Below are 18,539 nucleotides of genomic sequence, written 5' to 3'. Positions count from 1 at the left end.
ATATTCTCTGGCCAGTTGGGCGGCTGATTCGCCTTGTTTATATAGGTTGATGATGTTTTTGTTTGAATTCTTTGTCGTAACGAGTTGGCATGTAAAAATTCCTTCCTTTTGAGAGACGATTTATTCATTATACGCTCTCTTAAAAGTTGTCTCAGGAATCAGCTTACATCCAGATTTGCGAGTAGCAATTGGGTTTAGTAACAAAGCTTGGAATTATCTTTTTCCTAAAGCTAATAAACCAAAAGAATTAGAAGATTTTACAGGTGTTACTGGACCTGAATATAGTATGCCAGCTACAGACGGTGATATTTTCTTGCATATTCGGGCAAAGAACCAAGCAGTTGTATATGAAGTTGTTACCCAATATCGCAAATTCTTAAAAGATTTTACTAATGTTTTAGACGAAGTAAAAGGGTTTAGATACCTTGAAGGTCGTGCAATCATCGGATTCATTGATGGTACAGAAGCTCCACAAGTTGAGGATGCAGCACCATATGCAATTATTGGTGATGAAGATCCTGAGTTTGTGAACGGATCGTATTTATTTACCCAAAAATGGATTCACGATATGGATTTTTGGAATAAAATGACAGTTGAATACCAAGATAAAGCGGTTGGGCGAGAAAAATTTTCTGACCTAGAATTAGAAGACGAAGATAAATATACTAATGCTCATAATTTAGCTTCCAATACTGGTGATGAAAATAAAATTGTCCGTATGAATGTACCATTTTCTGATCCAGCAAGTGATAAAACCGGTACTTATTTCATGGGATATGCTAGACATTGGAGTGTTACTAAAGAAATGTTGCAACAAATGGTTGATATGAGTGATTTCTTATTAACTTTTTCAACTTTAAAGACTGGAACTTTATATTTTGTACCATCAAGACCAATGCTAGATGCGATTGCTGCTGGTGAATTAAATCCAGAAGATTAATTAAAACATTGTTAGATATGTCAATTCGTAATACGTAATTGCTTTTTAACTTGATTTATTAATTTTAATGCTACTTCGTATAATATATATTATGTAAACTAGAAAAAGAATTTAAATATCTCATCATTCACCTATTAAAAAAAGCCATTCACTAAAGAATGACTTTTTATTTAATTTCATCGAAATTAATATCTTTTTCCCATCCAAGTGCTAACGCTTTTTCTCCAAGATGAGCACCGATTGATGGTCCAAAATATCCTTGTTCAATTTTAATGTTTGGAAATTTTTCATGGATACTTTTAACCCATGTATCTCCAGCTTTACGATCATTAGCATCAATCACAAAAAACTTTACTTTATAATCAATATTTTTAAGATCATCAGTAACAATTGATTCAACACGTTTTAATGCACGTTTCATCGTTCTAACTTTATCAAATGCTACAATCTCATCTGTTTGATTATCAAAAGTTAAAATTGGCTTGATGTTCAATAAGCCACCAATAAAAGCAGTTGCGTTGGATAATCGCCCACCTTTTACTAAATTATTAATATCATCAACAACCATTAATTCATTAATGGTACTACGTTGTTCTTCAAGTTTTTTTATAATTTCATCTGGATTTGTTCCAATATTGGCTAATGCAGCAGCGTATTTCACTAAATCTCCCATAAGAGCAACTGTGATTTCTGAATCAAAAGGAATTACACGAATATTATCTAACATCGTTGCAACATTGGCCACTTGGCTTAATAAACCTGAAATTGTAGATGCAAGATGAATACTAATAACTGTATCATATCCTTCATCAGCTAATTGATTATATATTTCAATTAATTCACCAATCGGCGGTTGAGAGGTTGTTGGAAGCTTTTTAGAAACGTTTAATTTACGATAAAATTCTGCATTATCGATATCGATTCCTTCTCGATAACTTTCATTACCAAAAACAACTGAAATCGGAATAACATGAATATTATATCTTTTGATGTCTTCTGTTGACAAATAAGCTGAACTATCAGTTAAAATTGCTGTTTTCAATTACTAATCACCCTTTTTACTTATTAATTTTTTTCATACTATTTTCCAAACGGTTTAACAAAATTTTTAACATGTTTTTTTCTTCATCAGACCATTGTTCAAAAATTCGATCTTTAATTTTTGTATAATTATTTCCAATATCAACAATTGCTTTATTTCCTAAATCTGAAATTGTATATACTAGTTGACGCTTATCTTTTCCAATAGCTTTTTTATGAACCATTTCCTTTTCAACTAATCTTTTTAACTGTCTTGATAAGGTTGATGTATCCAGTTCCATTTTTTTAGAGAGAGTTTCTTGCTTATTAAATCCATTTGAAATTGATAAAAGTAATTGCCATTCAGAGATTGTTAAATTATTTCCTTTAGTTAAAGTTTGTAATTGTTGTTGTTGTAATTTACTAATTTCACGTAAAGCAGTAAGACTATTTTTCATAGGAAAAACCTCCGTAATTAATTATAGCATTAATTGTGTAATACAAGATTGAGTAAATACAATTTACTACAAGAAAATGGTTTGATAGTTTATACTAGAGGTACTAATAGAAAAAGAGGTTATAATATGTCATTTGATGGATCATTTACCCACTCTATGACCAAAGAGTTGAAAAGTGAGTTACTAAATGGTCGAGTTACAAAAATTAACGAACCTTATTTAAATGAAATTATATTAACAGTTAGATCAAATTCTAAAAATTATCAAGTATTATTATCAGCTAATCCTTCTTATGCACGTGTTCAAACAACAAAAGTTCCCTTTGTTAATCCAAAGGTTCCTAGTAATTTTGTAATGACTTTGCGAAAACATATTCAAGGAAGTTTTATAACTAAAATTCATCAAGTTGATAATGATCGAATCATTCATTTTCACTTTAATTCTCGAAATGAACTAGGTGATATGGAAGAATTGGTGATTGTCATTGAAATTATGGCACGTCACAGTAATATTGTTTTAGTTGAAGCAAGAAACAGTAACATAATTGATGCTGTAAAAAGAATTGGCTCAGATAAAAATCGTTATAGAACCCTTTTACCGGGTTCAAAATATATTAATCCCCCCAAACAAGATAGTGTTAATCCATTTGGTGAAGTTGAATTTAGCAAACTTAAATCATTAGAGCAATCGTTTCCCAATGTTAATGTGTTGTCTATTGAATTGAGAAAAATGTTTCAAGGACTTGGTAAAGATACCTCGCTAGCCTTAGCAGATGCCTTACATGCTACAGGATCTACTATTGAAAGCAAGTTTAAATCATTTTTTGAAAAATTTAATAATGCAAAAGCTACCATTGCAACTGATGAAAATGAAAAGTTAGTATTTTCAGCATTTCCATTTGCAACTGAGAAATCACTAAAGCAATTTGATACATTAAGTGAAATGCTTGATGAGTATTTTCAAGTTAAAGTTAAACGTGAACGAGTTCGTGAGCAAGGATCACAATTAATTCAAGTTACCAAAAATGAATTAAAAAAGAATCGAAATAAACTACGTAAATTGGAACGTTCTCTTGATGAGAATAAGCATTCAGATGATTATCGGATTAAAGGTGAAGTTTTAATGACCTATCTTCATAAAGTAAAGCCAGGAGATAAGACTGTTAAACTAGATAATTTCTACGATGATAATCATCAAATCGAAATCAAGTTGAAACCTTCGCTCTCCCCCTCAGCAAATGCACAATGGTACTTTAAGCAATATCAAAAAAAGAAAAATTCTTTGAAATATCTTAATGAACAAATTGAAAAGACTACTGAAGAAATTAATTATTTTGAAAATATTGAGGCTCAAATTCAAATTGCGAACCCAGAAGATTTGTTTGATATTAAAACAGAACTTAAATCTGGTGGTTATATTCGTGACCATTCTAAGGCTAAAAAGAAAACTAGAATTAAGGTAAGCAAACCAGAAAAATTCATTTCTTCTGACGGAACTACGATTCTAGTCGGTAAAAATAACTTACAAAATGATCAGTTGACTTTAAAAACTGCCGATAAACGTGATATTTGGCTTCATGCTCAAAAGATTCATGGATCCCATGTAATTATTAGAAATTTTTATCCTTCTGAACAAACAATTGTTGAAGCTGCAGAACTAGCTGCGTACTTCTCTAAAGCACGTGATTCTGCTAATGTACCTGTTGACTATGATCCTGTTAAACGTGTTAAGAAGCCAAATGGTGGCAAACCAGGTTTAGTTCATTATACGGGACAAAAGACTGTTTTTGTAACTCCATCTAAAGAAATCGTAGAACAACTTCGAGAAAATAAATAAAAGAGTCAGATCAAATGATCTGACTCTTTTATTTATATAAAATTTCTGCACCGATTTCCAAAGAACGATTTTTTATTCCATTTGAAATTTCCAATGAGTTAAAAGGGAATTTAGTCTGCATGACAATTATTTTATCATTAAAGTTAACATTCGATATTAGTTTTTCTACTTCGCCAATGTTAAAGTGACCAGTATACATTTTCATTAAAATTGCAATCCAATTTATATGGGTAGCTAAATTTAAGAAAAGCGTTTCTGTAATTCGTAAAGGTGAAACTCCAGACACAGTAGCTTGTCCTTTTTCATTCAAACTAAATACAACTTGAATTAATCCAGTTAATTCAAGTTTTTTGATTTCTAAAATTGCATTATCTAAAAGATGATTAAAATTTAAAGATTTGTTTTTATAAGGAATAAAATAATCAGTTTGTTTTTCAATATTTTTGTGAGAGTTACCATCTTGCGATGAAAATCCTACACTAGTAATTAAATTTATACTATCTTTTGATACTAAAAAATCAAAAGAAAAATCTGCTTTACTTGATTTCCAACTACCCTTTTTTTGATCTGGGGGTAACACTACAATCTTTGTATTACTTAATTTATTTAACTCTCTAATCAAATAATGACGATTTCCGGGAACAAATATATATTCTGGCTTTTCAAGTTTAACAATATCTAAAATATCTCCAAGTTGAACAGGTTCTATATATTGTTTATCACTAATAGAAGGAATTAAACTTACAGAATTAGGGTTATTATTTAAAATAATGGTTTTAAGCCCTAATTTATGTAAATGAATTAACATTTCTGCTGTATAAACATCTGCTGCAATATTTGGTCCTAAATGATTACGTCCTTTACCAATAACCAAGGCACTATGATTACTTAATTGACTAGTATCACTTTCATACTCAAAACTACCATAAAAGGAGTCAATTTTTTCGACGAATTCTCCTCCAGTTGGCTCAATCATTTTATAAGTCTTGTAGATATTATTTTCAATCGCAATTCGATTGATTTTTGAATTTGTTGCATTCCAATAATGACAAAACATTCCTGCTCCAAACCCAAATTTACTTCCATTCAAAAGGACGCTGGGATTTAAAGGATTATTCTTTACTTTTTTAATTTGTTTTAAAATATTACTGATGATAACAAAAAAAAATTCATCAATTTTAGTTAATTCAGATAAATCACTAGTTGAATATCCACGATTTACTGCTTCAAAAAGAATTAAAATCTGAATGTCGGTAGGATGAATCAATTCATTAATAAGCTCATCTTCTGTTAAATCACTGTAACTAGGTAAGACATCTTTAGGACTTGGTTGTGAACTACGAAGAGCATTCATAAATGCGCCTTCAACATTTCTGCCAATTCCAATTGATGAACCTGTTGATTTTGCTTTAGAGCCTAATTTATTAATTGCATTAGGAAGATAATCGAATGGCCAAACAGGCATTTTAACAGTTACGTGATCACTAATTGGTTGCAAAATTGAAGTTAGTTTGTGAAATCTTGGTGGTAGTTTAATATCTGAAATAGGTACGTTTAATAAAATTGATGCAACTACCCTAGCTAATGGATAACCAGTAGCTTTTTCTGCAATTGCTGTTTGTGAGTTAAAAAATGGATTTACTTTAATAACAAAGCATTCATTATTATTTGAATTTAAAGCAAATTGTATATGACAAACTCCCTTAATTCCAAGACAGTCCATGGTTCTAAATGAAATTGCTCTGATAATATGTAGTTGAGCATCGTTTAAAGTTTGAGCAGGCGCGAATACGACTGAATCTGTTGAATTTAAACCAACAGCATTCATATCCTCTAGTGAAGAAATGACCATTTTAGTACCGTCAATATCTCTAATTGCTACGATTCCAATTTCTTTATAGCCACTTACTTCTCGTTCCAATGCAACTTTGTTATCTTTAGATTGTTGAAATAAATCATAAATATCGTTATTAAGTTGTTCAATATTTTGAAAAATATGACGTCTACCATATTTGCTAGCTTTAATTGCTTTAGCAGCAATTGGAAAAACCATTTCATTAATACTATTTCTCAATTCATCAAAGTTTGAAACAACATTAGTTTTTAAAATTGGAATATCATTCTCTAGTAATCGACCAGCTAATAATGAATTTTTAGCCATTTTTTCGGTATTATTTTTTATACCACCAAAAAGATTAATATTGTCTGCATTTAATCCAATAATTTTAATATTATGGTCATGTAGAACGCCCTTTTTATTTAAATTTTTAATAATTCTAAGAGCATTTTTTTGACCATAAATTGGGGTGATAGCATCAATATTTTCAGACTGAATAATTGCCTCAACATTTTCTAAAGTTATTTTTTTAATAAATAAATTATTTTTAGGAATTTCAGAAAACATAATTGAGTATGGATTATCATCAATTAATAGTGTTTTAATTCCAATCCTTGACCAAGATAACATAGCTTGGAATGCAGCTGCATCTTGTTCGCCTTCATGACCAATATTTGAAGAACCACCGCCAATTATTAGAATGTTTTTAATATCATTCATTAATTGACCTCCTATGTGCTTCAATACTTTCAATAAATTCATCAAATATATCAAGAGTGTCATCTAAGTCATTAATTCTTTCAGGAAAAAATTGAACAGAAAAAGTAGGATAATCACGACTTCTAATTCCTTGGATTGTTCCATTTATTAAATCTACATAAGTAATAATTAATTTAGAAGAATCAATTGTTTCAGGATTAACAGCATAATCCGTTGCCTGATTAGGATATACAATTTCATTCGTAATTATTTTTAGAACTGGATGACTGCTTCCATGTGTACCAAAATTCATACGACTTACTTTTGCACCATTAGCAATTGAAATTAGCTCGTGACCTAATCCAATTCCCAATAATGGTAATTCTTTTTGAATTGCTAGAATATTTTTAATAACAATTGGGTCAATTTCATCAGGCGAACCAGGTCCAGATGAAATAACAATTCCGCCGGGATCTAAATTCTTAATGTCGGCAAAATTGATATTCCAAGGAACTACAATAATATTACAATTTAATTTTGATAACTGTCTTATAATACTTTCTCTTAGCCCTAAATCAACAACTACTACTGTTATTCCTGTTCCGGGAACTAGATATGGTTTAGACGTTGCTACTGATCGAATTTGTTGATTACTTAATACAGCAGCTTGTAACTGATCAAATGCATGTTCATCATTGCTATTTACAATACTAGCTTTTTTTATCTGATATTTACGAACATATTTCTGAATTTGTCGTGTATCAATATTACAAATTCCTGGGATATGGCGCTCCTTTAAAAAGGAATCTAAAGACATGTTTTTTAAGTGTGAAAAAGAAATATTTTCGGCTTCATTTACCACAATTCCCTTTGCTGAAGTCATAATTGATTCATAACTTTTGGGATTAATACCAATATTACCGATGGATGGCTGTACAAAAGTTATAATCTGATTATGGTACGAAGGATCAGTTAATGCTTCTTGATAATTGCTCAAATTGGTATTTACAACTAATTCACCAGTAGCATTAGAAAGGTCACCAAAGGCTTCCCCCGCAAATGAGCTACCATCATCAAGAATTAGATATCTTTTTCCCAACACAATCACCACCTTATAATCAATTTGTTAATTATTCTTTTGTAATTTCAACTCCATCACGATCATCAATTTCAGAAACTAAGACATTAATTTTTTCATCTTTTGAACTTGGTAAATTTTTACCAACAAAGTCAGCTCTAATTGGAATTTCACGATGTCCGCGATCAACAAGGACAGCTAAACTGATTCTTTTTGGACGACCAATTTCATTAATAGCACCTAAAGCAGCTCTAACAGTTCGACCAGTAAAAAGAACATCATCAACTAAAACTACATTTTTATTATCAATATTAACTACGTTTTCAGCTACTTGTTCACTTGAATTCACACTAGCTTTTTTGTCATCACGATATTTTGTAATATTTAATTCAATTACTGGAATATCTGTATCTTCTAATTTTTTTAAACGATTAGCAATTCGGTTTGCAAGAAAAACCCCTCTAGTTTTGATACCAATCAAAACTAAGTTTTCTACACCCTTATTCTTTTCAATAATTTCATAGGTAATACGGTTTAAGGCTCGTTGCATAGCCATGCCGTTTAGAACTACTTTTTCATTTTGCATAATTATTAAACCTCTTTTGTATGGTATTGATCTCTTAAATTATTAAGCGTTTTTTTAAATATTTCTGGTAATGGAGTCTCAAATTTTACTTCTTCACCTGTTGTTGGATGTTTAAAACCTAGTTCAGCAGCATGAAGAAACTGACCCTTTCCTTTAATTGTTTTCCTTGGACCATAAAGTGGATCACCAACTAAAGGATGATTAATATACTTCATATGAACTCTAATTTGATGCGTTCTTCCAGTTTCTAGCTGGCATTGAATTAACGTATAATCATTACCAAATCTTTCTAGTACTTTAAAATGAGTTACAGCATTTCTACCATCACTAACAATTGCTTGTTTTTTTCGATCTTTAGGTGAACGACCAAGTGGTGCATCAATTGTTCCTGTATCTTCTTTAATTGATCCATGAACCAATGCGATGTATTTGCGACGACTAGTTTTATTTTTTAATTGTTGTGATAAAGATTTTAAAGCGACTTCAGATTTTGCCACCATAAGCAGACCAGAAGTATCTTTATCAATTCGATGTACAATGCCAGGACGAAATGTTCCATTTATATTAGGCAAATTTGTATGATACAACAATGCATTTACCAAAGTATGATTGGGATGTCCAGGTGCAGGATGAACGACCATTCCTTGAGGTTTGTTAACTACAAGAACGTCTTTATCCTCATATATAATATCAAGTTTAATGTTTTCTGGTTCTAAATCTAATTTTTGAGGCGCAGGAACCTCAACGGTAATCTCATCACCTTTTTTTACTTTATATTTAGCCTTTTGAGATTCACCATTAACTTTAACAAAATTTTGTTTGATTAATTCATTAGCATGAGAACGGCTAATATCTGAAATTGTTTCAGATATCGACTTATCTAATCTTGGACCTTGAATCATTACTTGATAGTTTAATTCTTTCAATCCCTACTCCTCTTTTAACAGCGAAAATAATAAAATAATTACTCCAAAAGTTAAACACATATCAGCAATATTAAAAATTGGAAAGTTAATAAAATCAATTTTAATCATATCTGTTACAAAACCAAACTTGATTCTGTCAATTAGATTTCCAACTGTTCCTGTAAGCATTAATGCTATTCCTAAAGATATAAAGTATTCATTACGACACTTGTACAATAAATAAATAAAAACAAGGATTGCAAATATGGCAACTAATAAAAAGAAAATTGAATTTCCTTCCATAAAGCTCCATGCGGCTCCAGTATTTTGTAAGTATGTAAATGATAATATTTTGGGTATTATTTTTATTTCTTGACCTAATTTAATGTTTACTCTTGTTTGAAATTTTATCAATTGATCAAAGATTAATAAAATAATTGTAATAAATAAAAGTAAAACATGATATTTTTTTGAATTCAATTTAATCCTCTGATTTATTTAGTATTTCTGACAATTCAATTGCGGAATTTGAAGGAACTAAAAATTTATACTGTTTCCCACCTATGTTAAAAGAAATTGAATTTCTTTTTGAATTAAAATCGGAAATTGATTTAAGGTAAAACGTCTTTCCAAAAGGATGAAAAACACTACAAATTTTTATTTCCTTTTTTGTAATAAATAATTTACGAAAATAAACTTGAATCCAAGTTAAAAATGCAAAAACAATAAAAATTAATAAAGTAGTTGTTTGAAATGTAGTTATTTCTAACCAAACTATAATACCAATTAATAAAACAATTAAAGTCCAACTCCAACAAATACAACTATTTAATAGTTGAGGTTGATATAAAAATTTTCGTTTTTGAGTTATCATAAAAACATCCCTTCGAAATGGAGAATTCAAATGTATTATAAACTATATTCTGATGCAGCAAAATCCCCTAGTTCAGATATTATTGGAATCGGTGTTTTGCTAGTTGATAATCATAACCAGATACAAGCTAGATTTAATGGAAAAGCGACCGATAATCATGAAGCTGAATTTAAGGCATGCATCGAGTCACTCAATTTTTTTAAATCAAAACTTAGTAAAAGAGATTATAATAAAGTGACATTGACTTTTTTCTCTGATAGTAAAATTTTAGTTGATAGTTTGAATAAGCGTTATGCTAAGCATTATCAAAATTATGTAAATCAGATTCTAGAATTGGAATCTGAATATAACTTAGTGTTTAATAATTGGATTCCCGATAATAAAAACCATGGTGCACATAATTTAGCGAATCAAGCACTTCATGATCTTAATTAATATAAGTTGAAATTGGCTTTTGATATTGATTAAGGTCAATTTTTTTGTTTTTAATTAGATCAACTATAAGTTTGGATACTATTGGACCTGTGGTCAATCCAGAAGAACCAAGTCCAGTTCCAATGAATAATGAAGGGTGTCCTGGAATCATTCCTAAAAATGGACTAAAGTCATCAGTATATGCTCTTGTGCCGACTTTTGAAAGAATAATATCGTTAGCTTTGACATTATTAATTAAATTATTAGCAGTTTTTACAAGTGCTATATCTACAGACTTTTCATGTTTTAAGTCAAATCCTTGATCATTATCATGTGTAGCTCCAATAATTAATTTTTCTCTTCCAACTGGAATAAAATCGTATTCGGATTCAGGCATCATTACTGGCATTTTATTAATAAATTCGTTATTAGCAATTCGTAGTTCGATTAGTTGGCCTTTTTGTGGTCGCAAATTTAAGTTGATTTTTAAATTTGCTAATATTTCCTTTGACCAGGCACCAGTAGCAAGAATGATTTTATCGAAAGTAAATATTTTACCCTTGTAAAGAATCTGGTTGTCATTAATTAATTTAACCTTGCCTTTATAAATGCTTAGATTACGTTTCATTGCAATATTTAAAAGATGTTGACAATACAGATTTCCATCAATTCTACTTCCACCAGGTACAAATAATCCATCATAAGGAGAATTTTTAATAATTGGAATTAAATTTTTGATTTCATCTTTAGAAATATATTGAACGCTCCCCATTTGAGGATTGTTTTTTTCTCTTTCCAAAGCAATTTTATATAATTCATCCAAAGATTCTTTATTTTTACGCGTTATGATAGTTCCATTGTTAGCGTACGCGTCATCATTCATTTTTGTTTCTTGTGCTATTTTTGCTACAAGTTCAGCGCCATCTGACGCCAGTCGAAACCATTTTTTGTTTCGACGTTTTGATAGCCACGGAGAAATAATTCCTGCAGCTGCTTTGGTTGCTTGTCCAATTCCTTCATCAAACATGGAAACTTCAAAATTTGCATATTCACCTTGGCTTAAATAATAAGCAGCAGTTGAACCAACAATTCCCCCACCAATTATTGCAATCTTTTGTACCATTAAATCCACCTTCTATTAGTTTTAACTTAAGAACGCTTTTTTTCTGCCCAATATTGGAAATAATCGGTTCTAATGCGACCGTTATATAATTTTCGGCGTTTTGTAGCTTTTTTTCCATAAAATTTTTCAAAATTTAAATCACTTGTTAAATAATATTTTGACCAAGTAGTCATTGGAATAAATACTTCTCCTAAATCATGATACAATCTTTCGGCTTCTTCTAAGTCTCCTAATCGTTGTCCATAAGGTGGATTAGTAATTACCACTCCATCTTGTTTATCTGTTTTAAAGTCTTGCACTGCTAATTGTTTAAAACTAATATCATGAAGTAGTCCAATCTCTTGAGCATTAACTTTAGCATAATTAATCATTTCACCGTTTACATCACTGGCTGAGATATCAAATTCAGAATCGTAATCTGCTTGTGCATCAGCTTCTTCTTTTACTTTCCGAATTGTTTCTTTAGGAACCCAGTCCCAATTGTCAAAGACAAATTCTCTTTGAATACCAGGAGCAATATTTCTAGCAATCATAGCAGCTTCGATTGCAATTGTACCTGATCCACACATTGGATCAAGAAATGGCATGGTTTTGGGGTGCCAATTTGATAATAAGATTAAAGCTGCTGCCATATTTTCTTTAAGGGGTGCATCACCTTTAGCAACTCGATAACCACGTTTAAACAAACTTGGACCAGTTGTATCAAGTAAGTCGTAAACCATATTTTTATTAACTCGTACTTCTAGTGGATATAATCCGCCCGTTTCTGGTAAACGAGTCCGACGATGATAAAAATCACCTAATTTAGTAGCAATTGCTTTTTTAGTAATTGCCTGAACGTCTGGAACACTATGTAAATCTGATTTTTGTGAACGTCCTTCAACGGGAAATTTTCCATCCATCGGAATTAAACTTTCCCATGAAAGAGCCTTCGTTTTTTCAAATAGTTGATCAAAAGTTTTTGCTTCAAATGATCCTACGATGATTTTTACTCGATCAGCAGTTCTTAACCAAATATTTGCTTTAATAATATCCTCAATTGTTCCATCGAAAAGGACCATTCCATTTTGAACTTCAACTTCATAACCAAGGTCACGAAGCTCCTTTGCAGTCAAAGATTCAATTCCAGCCGCACAAGTTACCATTAATTTAAATTTTTTCATAAATATTGCCTTTCTGATTATATAAAAAAAGAGTGGGAAAACCCACTCTTCCTGATTGGTACATGCTCCTGTAAGCCATGTTTTGTGCTCAATTGAATTATCAGGAAAAACAATTGAGTAGTAATCATCTATCTCAGAAATCAAAAAGATTTCTGCCCTACACTTGGTTCTGTTTCCGTGTGTAAAGCTCCCCTACCAAAGTTTGGGTTTCCCGCTCGCGGGGTTTACTGCGTTCCAGTAATCCAATTTCTTGAATTAATCGTCTCTATAGCACCTTGGGAAGTACTGTAGCATATACCGAAGTACTTAGCTATTTCCTTCGCCGTAATTGTTAAAAACAATCCCTCGGCTTATTTTTTCACCGAGCACGAACACTACAGGCATCACAGCCTGTGCGAGAGTGGACTTTCCTCAGCCAGCATATAGCTAACCGCGATTACTCAGAGCATGTACCAATTATACCTAATTATTTAAGTTTTCGCCAAAAACTTTACGTTCAAGATTTGATAATCGTTTAAGAATGTCCATGTTTGAAACATTACTTTCTTGATTTTCCTGAACAGGTTTATCTTGGCGCGTAACACGTGTATCTACACTTGTTTCTGGATCAATCGTCGTTCTAGGCATTTCAAACAATCGATTATTAAGCTCGATTGTTTTAGATTTTAGTTGACGATTTTCTGAATTTAATTGGTCAATTTGTTGATCTTTTTCAGAAATGTTTTTTTGAAAACTTTCATAATCTTTAATAATATCGTCGAGGAATGAATCAACATCTGTTGGATCATAACCTCTCATTTTTTGTTTGAATTCTTTTTGTAGAATATCTTTTGGTGTGAAGTTAATATTCTCCATTTCAATGCACCTCTTTTTTCTTAACTATAACATTATAACACAATAATTCAATAATTCAAAAAAATTAAATGTCGTGATTTGATTTATTTTCTTCTGCCATTTCGGCAGCTACGTCCTGCAAATCATCCATTTCAATTAATTGGATTGGATAATTATTTTTATTTTGATATTTTAAAGCTGCTTTATAGTCAAAAATTGGTTTACCTTCATTTTCTGTATCATATAAAAATAGTGCTTTATCTGTATGAGTTAACATAAAATATTGATAATTTTTCAATTGTTGAGGTGATTCGTAATCTCTTTGGCTAGTTGATGCAAAGAAATCAGCAGAGCTAATTAATTGCTGATATCTTCCATAATTTGTTTCATTCCAATTTTTACCAAAATTTCTAAAGGGAACGATTACTGCTAACTGGAATTGGTCAGGGTACTCTTTTTTTAATTCGTGAACAATTTCAATTACCCATTGTTCAGTCCCGAGCTGACCACCAGTAATAAGCCAGTCACATCCATTTTCAATTAAATTAGTTATTTCATTTTTTAAAGCTCGTTTAATTACTTTTAATTTTGTATCGTTATTATTAAAAACTCCAATTTCATAATTTCGATATCCAGTTATCCAAGTTCGAGTCATCTTAACTCCTATAAACATTTAAATTTTCAATAATTTTATGATATTGATATAATTGTATTACATTTATCATTCGTAATGAATTATACTTATTGTATTACGTTAAACCTTCTAAAGGAGTTGGATTTTTGACAATTAAGTATCCTAATGGAAGTAATTATATATCTTCTAATCGAAGTAACAAAGATCGTCCCATTAACTATGGTGACCGTGGAATGACATTAGAACAAGAAATTAATGACAGTAACAGCTATTATTTAATGAAAGATATTGCTGTCATTCATAAAAAGCCGACCCCCATCCAAATTGTTAAAGTTGATTATCCTAGACGAAGTGCTGCAGTAATCAAAGAAGCTTATTTTAAGCAAGCTTCTACTACAGATTATAATGGAATTTATATGGGAAAATACATTGACTTTGATGCTAAAGAAACGATGAACAAGACCTCCCTTCCCTTAAGTAATTTTCATGAACATCAAATTGTTCATATGAAAAAATGTGTTGAACAAGGTGGGATTTGTTTTGCCTTAGTTAAATTCGTAAGGTTAAATGAAATTTTTGTTTTAAACAGTGATAATTTATTTACTTTTTGGAATCGAATGAAAAATGATGGTAGAAAATCAATTTCTAAAAAGGAATTTGAAAATTTAGGATATAAAATTAATTATCAAATCAATCCCGTTCTACCATATTTAGATGCGGTGAAAAAAATTATTGATAGTTTAAATTAAAGGAGAAAAATATGAGCTCAGATGAAATATATTCGCGAATTAAAAAAAATAAGCGACATATGGGACCAATTGGACATATTGTTTTATGGATTATTTTCTTTATCTTTGTCCTATTTTTAATGGGTTGTGGAATGTTTACTTATTACGCTGCTACCTCCCCCCACATTTCATATAGTACATTGTCTAGTGATAATTCAACTACTATTTATGATAAAGATGGAAGAGTTATTTCTCGTTTAGGTATGCAAAATAGAGACTATGTTAAATCCCGAGATATACCAGAAAATTTAAAAAATGCCATTATTTCAGTTGAGGATCGTCACTTCTACACGGATAAAGGAATTGATCCAATTCGAATTATGGAAGCTGCTGTTAGCGATATTTTTGGTGGGGGCGGATTACAAGGTGGAAGTACTTTAACTCAACAATTAGTAAAATTATCAGTTTTTTCTACTAAATCTTCTGATCAAACCTTAAAGCGAAAAGCCCAAGAAGCTTGGTTAGCAATCCAAGTAGACCGTAACTATAGCAAACAACAAATTTTAGAGTTTTATATCAATAAGGTTTATATGGGTAACAACTCTTATGGGATGCAAACTGCTTCAGATGTAATGTTTAATAAACCGTTAAGCGAATTAGATTTATCACAAACCGCTTTATTAGCTGGATTACCACAAGCGCCTGTTTCTTATAATCCAGTTACCAATCCTGAATACGCTAGAGATCGTCGTAATCAAGTATTGGATGCGATGGTTAAAAATAAAGCAATTTCAAAAGCGCAAGCGGAGTCAGCTAAAAAAGAAGATATTGAAAAAGGAATTAATAAGAAACGTGCTGAAAGTAATCCTACTCAAGCAAATGAAAAGTATGCGGATGGATATATTAGTCAAGTAATCCAGGAACTACAACAAAAAGGATATAAGCTAGATGCGGGAAACAAAGTTTATACGAACCTTGATATGGATATGCAAAAGCACATGTACAAATTAGCTAATGATAGTGATAACGGTCTTGGATTTCCAAATAATGATTTTCAAATTGGTGCAACTGTAGTTGATCCTAATAATGGTAAAGTTGTTGCAATGCTTGGTGGAAGAAAACAAAATACCTTATTCGGATTGAATCGAGCAGTTCAAACGGCTCGATCTAGTGGTTCAACCATTAAACCTTTAATGGATTATGGACCTGCCGTTGAATATTTAAACTACCCCACTTACGAAACGGTTAAAGATACCCCTTACACATATCCTGGTACAAATATTAAAGTCGAAAATTTTGACAATAAGTTTGATGGAAATATGACTATGCAAAAAGCATTGGTTGAATCAAGGAATGTTCCTGCTTTACGTACTTTAAGTGCTGTTGGTATTGGTCGTGCCACTGATTTCTTAAGTGGATTAGGAATGACTTTTAAGAAGCCACTAACTCTTCAAAATGGTTTAGGAGCTTATGTTTCAACTGAACAAGAAGCAGCTGCTTTCTCAGCTTTTTCTAACGGTGGTACTTACTATAAGCCTTATACAATAGATAAAGTTGTTACTCCAACGGGTGATATTGAAAACTTTAGTACTAAGAGTAATCAAGCAATGTCAGCTTCCACAGCTTTCATCATGACGCAGATGCTTAAAGGTGTTATTAACAATAGCGATGGAAGTGCGACAAGTGCTAGAATTTCTGGCTTGAATCAAGCTGGTAAATCTGGTCAAACTCAATACCCTTCAGAATGGATTAGTAAAGTTCCATATAACTCAGATATGGATGCGTGGTTTACAGGTTATACCAAACACTATTCAATGTCAGTTTGGACTGGTTATGATCAACCATTCCAAGAAGGACATGAAATTACTGGAAGACAATATACTATTGCCCAGAACTACTATAAAGCTGTTATGTCAACTGCTTCTGAAGGTTTACCAAATACTGATTGGTCAAAGCCTAGTGATGTTGTTAAGACATATAAAGATGGTCATGATCAATATTATATTGCTGGACATGGTGAAAATCAGAATAGTAAACCTTCTTCATCAACTTCTGGGACTCAAAATCAACAAGTAAATAATAATCAATCAGTAACCAACAATAGTCAAAATCAAAATAATCAGCAAAATAATGGGAATGATTCGAATAATAATCATACTAATAATGGGACTAATGCGCCTACAGAACAGACCCCAAATAATAGTAATAATAATCAATCGAATAATAATCCTCAAAATACAACAAATAATAACGCTGATAGCAACAACACTAGTAATACTCAAACACAACCGGATAATAAACCAACTACTGCTTCAGATAATACAAATAGTAGTCATTAAAAAAAGGGTCGCTTTTAAAAGCGACCCTTTTTTTATTGTTATTTTAAAATCAAATAAATGAACAATCCAATTAGCGAACTAACTAATAAAGTAACATCATTTTTAATTGTTAAAATAAATGTTTCCTTTTTAACTTGAACTGCAAAAAACTTTTTAGTATTTTTCATAATTACTGGAATGGTTAAAAATACGACTAGCATTTCAATTGGTAAGTAACGTAAAATGATTGCAGCTAACAATAACAAGTAACCAAGAACATAGTAAGTAGCATATACTTTTAGTGCTCCTTGCTTGCCCACGTAGCTAACAAAAGTATGACGGTTAACTTTAATATCAGCATCATAATCGCAAGTGTTATTAGCTAACATAATATTAGCAATGGCAAAAATTGCAATTCCAGAAACAAAGATTAATTTCCAAACTAAGTTCCACGAATAATCAGAAATAGGAATATTAACTAACACGCAAGCAAGTGTGATGATATAACCCATGGTTAAGCCAGAAAATAGTTCCCCTAATGGTCCATTTTCAATCGGATATTTTCCACCAGTATATAGGTAACCAATTAAGGTACTAACTAATCCTAATGCTAAAATTATAAAATTAGTTAAGTAAACCAAATATAGTGCTAAAATTACCCCTGCTAGAATCATTGCATAACATAGTAGTTTAAATTGCTTTAAATCTTTATCATGACCAATTTTCGCAAAAACCTCATCTTGATTTTGTTCAACCGCAAAGTTTTTCGAATTATCATAGTCTTTAATGCTATCACGTAAATTAACAATCATTTGCATTAAACAACAAATTAATAAAAATACAATTGTATTTAAAATATTAATGGCATTGAAATAATACAGTGTGAATGAAATTCCTAAAACAAATGGCAAAATTGTAGCAATTAAGCTATTAAATCTAACCATTTTTAAAACCTTTTGTAATTTTTGCAATTTTATTCCTCCCCTTTAATATTCTTATTTTACTACAATTAAGGATTGCTCCTATGTCAATATGCTCCTATGTCAATATGTTCCTATGTCAATAAATGGTACAAATTTAGTTAGACAGCTA

At 31.0% G+C, this 18,539-nt stretch carries 18 protein-coding genes and 1 other RNA gene; 5 read left to right on the top strand and 14 right to left on the bottom strand.

The annotated features are described in order from the left end of the window. Positions 1 to 175: 175 nt before the first annotated feature. Complete coding sequence (locus FD36_RS05350; protein WP_191995810.1) at positions 176 to 940, top strand: Dyp-type peroxidase; 765 nt, start codon at positions 176 to 178, stop codon at positions 938 to 940. A gap of 166 nt (positions 941 to 1,106) precedes the next feature. Here the strand turns inward: FD36_RS05350 and FD36_RS05345 are convergent, their stop codons facing one another. Together FD36_RS05345 and FD36_RS05340 are read right to left on the bottom strand one after the other, a co-directional pair. Further along, positions 1,107 to 1,982, bottom strand: a complete 876-nt coding sequence (locus tag FD36_RS05345) for a DegV family protein (protein WP_056958571.1) — start codon at positions 1,980 to 1,982, stop codon at positions 1,107 to 1,109. Positions 1,983 to 1,998: 16 nt separating this feature from the next. Continuing rightward, a complete protein-coding gene (locus FD36_RS05340; protein WP_056958569.1) occupies positions 1,999 to 2,418 on the bottom strand; it encodes a MarR family winged helix-turn-helix transcriptional regulator in 420 nt (139 codons plus the stop codon). 126 nt (positions 2,419 to 2,544) lie between these two features. Here FD36_RS05340 and FD36_RS05335 point away from each other — a divergent pair, with 126 nt between their 5' ends. Further along, positions 2,545 to 4,254, top strand: a complete 1,710-nt coding sequence (locus FD36_RS05335; RefSeq protein ID WP_056958567.1) for an Rqc2 family fibronectin-binding protein — start codon at positions 2,545 to 2,547, stop codon at positions 4,252 to 4,254. A 28-nt stretch (positions 4,255 to 4,282) separates the two neighbouring features. On the opposite strand, the gene FD36_RS05330 is transcribed toward FD36_RS05335, so the two are convergent. Genes FD36_RS05330 through FD36_RS05305 form a run of 6 tightly spaced genes read right to left on the bottom strand, consistent with a single transcriptional unit; the run spans position 4,283 to position 10,233 of the window. Continuing rightward, a complete protein-coding gene (locus FD36_RS05330; RefSeq protein WP_225361980.1) occupies positions 4,283 to 6,811 on the bottom strand; it encodes a carbamoyl phosphate synthase preATP-grasp domain-containing protein in 2,529 nt (842 codons plus the stop codon). Continuing rightward, the gene (locus FD36_RS05325; RefSeq protein WP_056958565.1) at positions 6,804 to 7,889 is read right to left on the bottom strand and encodes a carbamoyl phosphate synthase small subunit; all 1,086 of its coding nucleotides are present in this window, start codon (positions 7,887 to 7,889) and stop codon (positions 6,804 to 6,806) included. Before FD36_RS05325 ends, FD36_RS05330 begins: the two co-directional genes overlap by 8 nt. Positions 7,890 to 7,920: 31 nt before the next feature. After that, on the bottom strand, positions 7,921 to 8,454 hold the full coding sequence (gene pyrR / locus FD36_RS05320; RefSeq protein WP_041817758.1) for a bifunctional pyr operon transcriptional regulator/uracil phosphoribosyltransferase PyrR: 534 nt from the start codon (positions 8,452 to 8,454) through the stop codon (positions 7,921 to 7,923). A 5-nt stretch (positions 8,455 to 8,459) separates the two neighbouring features. After that, positions 8,460 to 9,380 carry an RluA family pseudouridine synthase gene (locus tag FD36_RS05315; RefSeq protein ID WP_056958563.1) on the bottom strand — a complete coding sequence of 307 codons (921 nt, stop codon included), beginning with the start codon at positions 9,378 to 9,380 and terminating at the stop codon, positions 8,460 to 8,462. Between the two features lie 3 nt (positions 9,381 to 9,383). Further along, the gene (gene lspA, locus FD36_RS05310; protein WP_014081996.1) at positions 9,384 to 9,839 is read right to left on the bottom strand and encodes a signal peptidase II; all 456 of its coding nucleotides are present in this window, start codon (positions 9,837 to 9,839) and stop codon (positions 9,384 to 9,386) included. Between the two features lies 1 nt (position 9,840). After that, a complete protein-coding gene (locus tag FD36_RS05305) occupies positions 9,841 to 10,233 on the bottom strand; it encodes an EbsA family protein (RefSeq protein ID WP_056958561.1) in 393 nt (130 codons plus the stop codon). A gap of 30 nt (positions 10,234 to 10,263) precedes the next feature. Here FD36_RS05305 and FD36_RS05300 point away from each other — a divergent pair, with 30 nt between their 5' ends. Continuing rightward, positions 10,264 to 10,668 carry a ribonuclease HI family protein gene (locus tag FD36_RS05300; protein WP_014081994.1) on the top strand — a complete coding sequence of 135 codons (405 nt, stop codon included), beginning with the start codon at positions 10,264 to 10,266 and terminating at the stop codon, positions 10,666 to 10,668. Here the strand turns inward: FD36_RS05300 and FD36_RS05295 are convergent. The 5 genes from FD36_RS05295 to FD36_RS05280 form a co-directional block, all read right to left on the bottom strand. Continuing rightward, the gene (locus tag FD36_RS05295) at positions 10,661 to 11,770 is read right to left on the bottom strand and encodes an NAD(P)/FAD-dependent oxidoreductase (RefSeq protein ID WP_056958559.1); all 1,110 of its coding nucleotides are present in this window, start codon (positions 11,768 to 11,770) and stop codon (positions 10,661 to 10,663) included. The genes FD36_RS05300 and FD36_RS05295 overlap by 8 nt on opposite strands. Positions 11,771 to 11,796: 26 nt before the next feature. After that, positions 11,797 to 12,933, bottom strand: coding sequence for a THUMP domain-containing class I SAM-dependent RNA methyltransferase (locus tag FD36_RS05290; protein ID WP_056958557.1), 1,137 nt, complete (start codon positions 12,931 to 12,933; stop codon positions 11,797 to 11,799). 66 nt (positions 12,934 to 12,999) lie between these two features. Further along, positions 13,000 to 13,381: RNase P RNA component class B (gene rnpB / locus FD36_RS06540), an RNA gene on the bottom strand. Between the two features lie 14 nt (positions 13,382 to 13,395). Further along, on the bottom strand, positions 13,396 to 13,788 hold the full coding sequence (gene gpsB, locus FD36_RS05285; RefSeq protein ID WP_041817756.1) for a cell division regulator GpsB: 393 nt from the start codon (positions 13,786 to 13,788) through the stop codon (positions 13,396 to 13,398). A gap of 64 nt (positions 13,789 to 13,852) precedes the next feature. Beyond that, positions 13,853 to 14,422 (bottom strand): SLOG family protein, encoded by a 570-nt coding sequence (locus FD36_RS05280; RefSeq protein ID WP_056958556.1) that lies wholly within the window; start codon positions 14,420 to 14,422, stop codon positions 13,853 to 13,855. A 125-nt stretch (positions 14,423 to 14,547) separates the two neighbouring features. Here FD36_RS05280 and recU point away from each other — a divergent pair, with 125 nt between their 5' ends. Together recU and FD36_RS05270 are read left to right on the top strand one after the other, a co-directional pair. Next, entirely contained in the window at positions 14,548 to 15,150 is a 603-nt protein-coding gene (gene recU / locus FD36_RS05275) for a Holliday junction resolvase RecU (RefSeq protein ID WP_056958554.1), read from the top strand. 11 nt (positions 15,151 to 15,161) lie between these two features. Further along, positions 15,162 to 17,468 carry a transglycosylase domain-containing protein gene (locus FD36_RS05270; protein ID WP_056958552.1) on the top strand — a complete coding sequence of 769 codons (2,307 nt, stop codon included), beginning with the start codon at positions 15,162 to 15,164 and terminating at the stop codon, positions 17,466 to 17,468. A 38-nt stretch (positions 17,469 to 17,506) separates the two neighbouring features. On the opposite strand, the gene FD36_RS05265 is transcribed toward FD36_RS05270, so the two are convergent. After that, the gene (locus FD36_RS05265; RefSeq protein ID WP_041817750.1) at positions 17,507 to 18,418 is read right to left on the bottom strand and encodes a prenyltransferase; all 912 of its coding nucleotides are present in this window, start codon (positions 18,416 to 18,418) and stop codon (positions 17,507 to 17,509) included. Positions 18,419 to 18,539: the final 121 nt, after the last annotated feature.

The sequence above is a fragment of the Fructilactobacillus sanfranciscensis DSM 20451 genome, assembly GCF_001436035.1.
GTDB lineage: Bacteria > Bacillota > Bacilli > Lactobacillales > Lactobacillaceae > Fructilactobacillus > Fructilactobacillus sanfranciscensis.
This window is presented reverse-complemented; position numbering and strand designations above follow the sequence as displayed.

Excerpts from the sequence above, each read along its gene's own strand:
- FD36_RS05305 (WP_056958561.1), bottom strand. The coding sequence starts at position 10,233 with ATGATAACTCAAAAACGAAAATTTTTATATCAACCTCAACTATTAAAT.
- gpsB (WP_041817756.1), bottom strand. The coding sequence starts at position 13,788 with ATGGAGAATATTAACTTCACACCAAAAGATATTCTACAAAAAGAATTC.
- FD36_RS05335 (WP_056958567.1), top strand. The coding sequence starts at position 2,545 with ATGTCATTTGATGGATCATTTACCCACTCTATGACCAAAGAGTTGAAA.
- FD36_RS05295 (WP_056958559.1), bottom strand. The coding sequence starts at position 11,770 with ATGGTACAAAAGATTGCAATAATTGGTGGGGGAATTGTTGGTTCAACT.
- FD36_RS05270 (WP_056958552.1), top strand. The coding sequence starts at position 15,162 with ATGAGCTCAGATGAAATATATTCGCGAATTAAAAAAAATAAGCGACAT.
- pyrR (WP_041817758.1), bottom strand. The coding sequence starts at position 8,454 with ATGCAAAATGAAAAAGTAGTTCTAAACGGCATGGCTATGCAACGAGCC.
- FD36_RS05290 (WP_056958557.1), bottom strand. The coding sequence starts at position 12,933 with ATGAAAAAATTTAAATTAATGGTAACTTGTGCGGCTGGAATTGAATCT.
- FD36_RS05330 (WP_225361980.1), bottom strand. The coding sequence starts at position 6,811 with ATGAATGATATTAAAAACATTCTAATAATTGGCGGTGGTTCTTCAAAT.
- FD36_RS05280 (WP_056958556.1), bottom strand. The coding sequence starts at position 14,422 with ATGACTCGAACTTGGATAACTGGATATCGAAATTATGAAATTGGAGTT.
- FD36_RS05340 (WP_056958569.1), bottom strand. The coding sequence starts at position 2,418 with ATGAAAAATAGTCTTACTGCTTTACGTGAAATTAGTAAATTACAACAA.
- FD36_RS05300 (WP_014081994.1), top strand. The coding sequence starts at position 10,264 with ATGTATTATAAACTATATTCTGATGCAGCAAAATCCCCTAGTTCAGAT.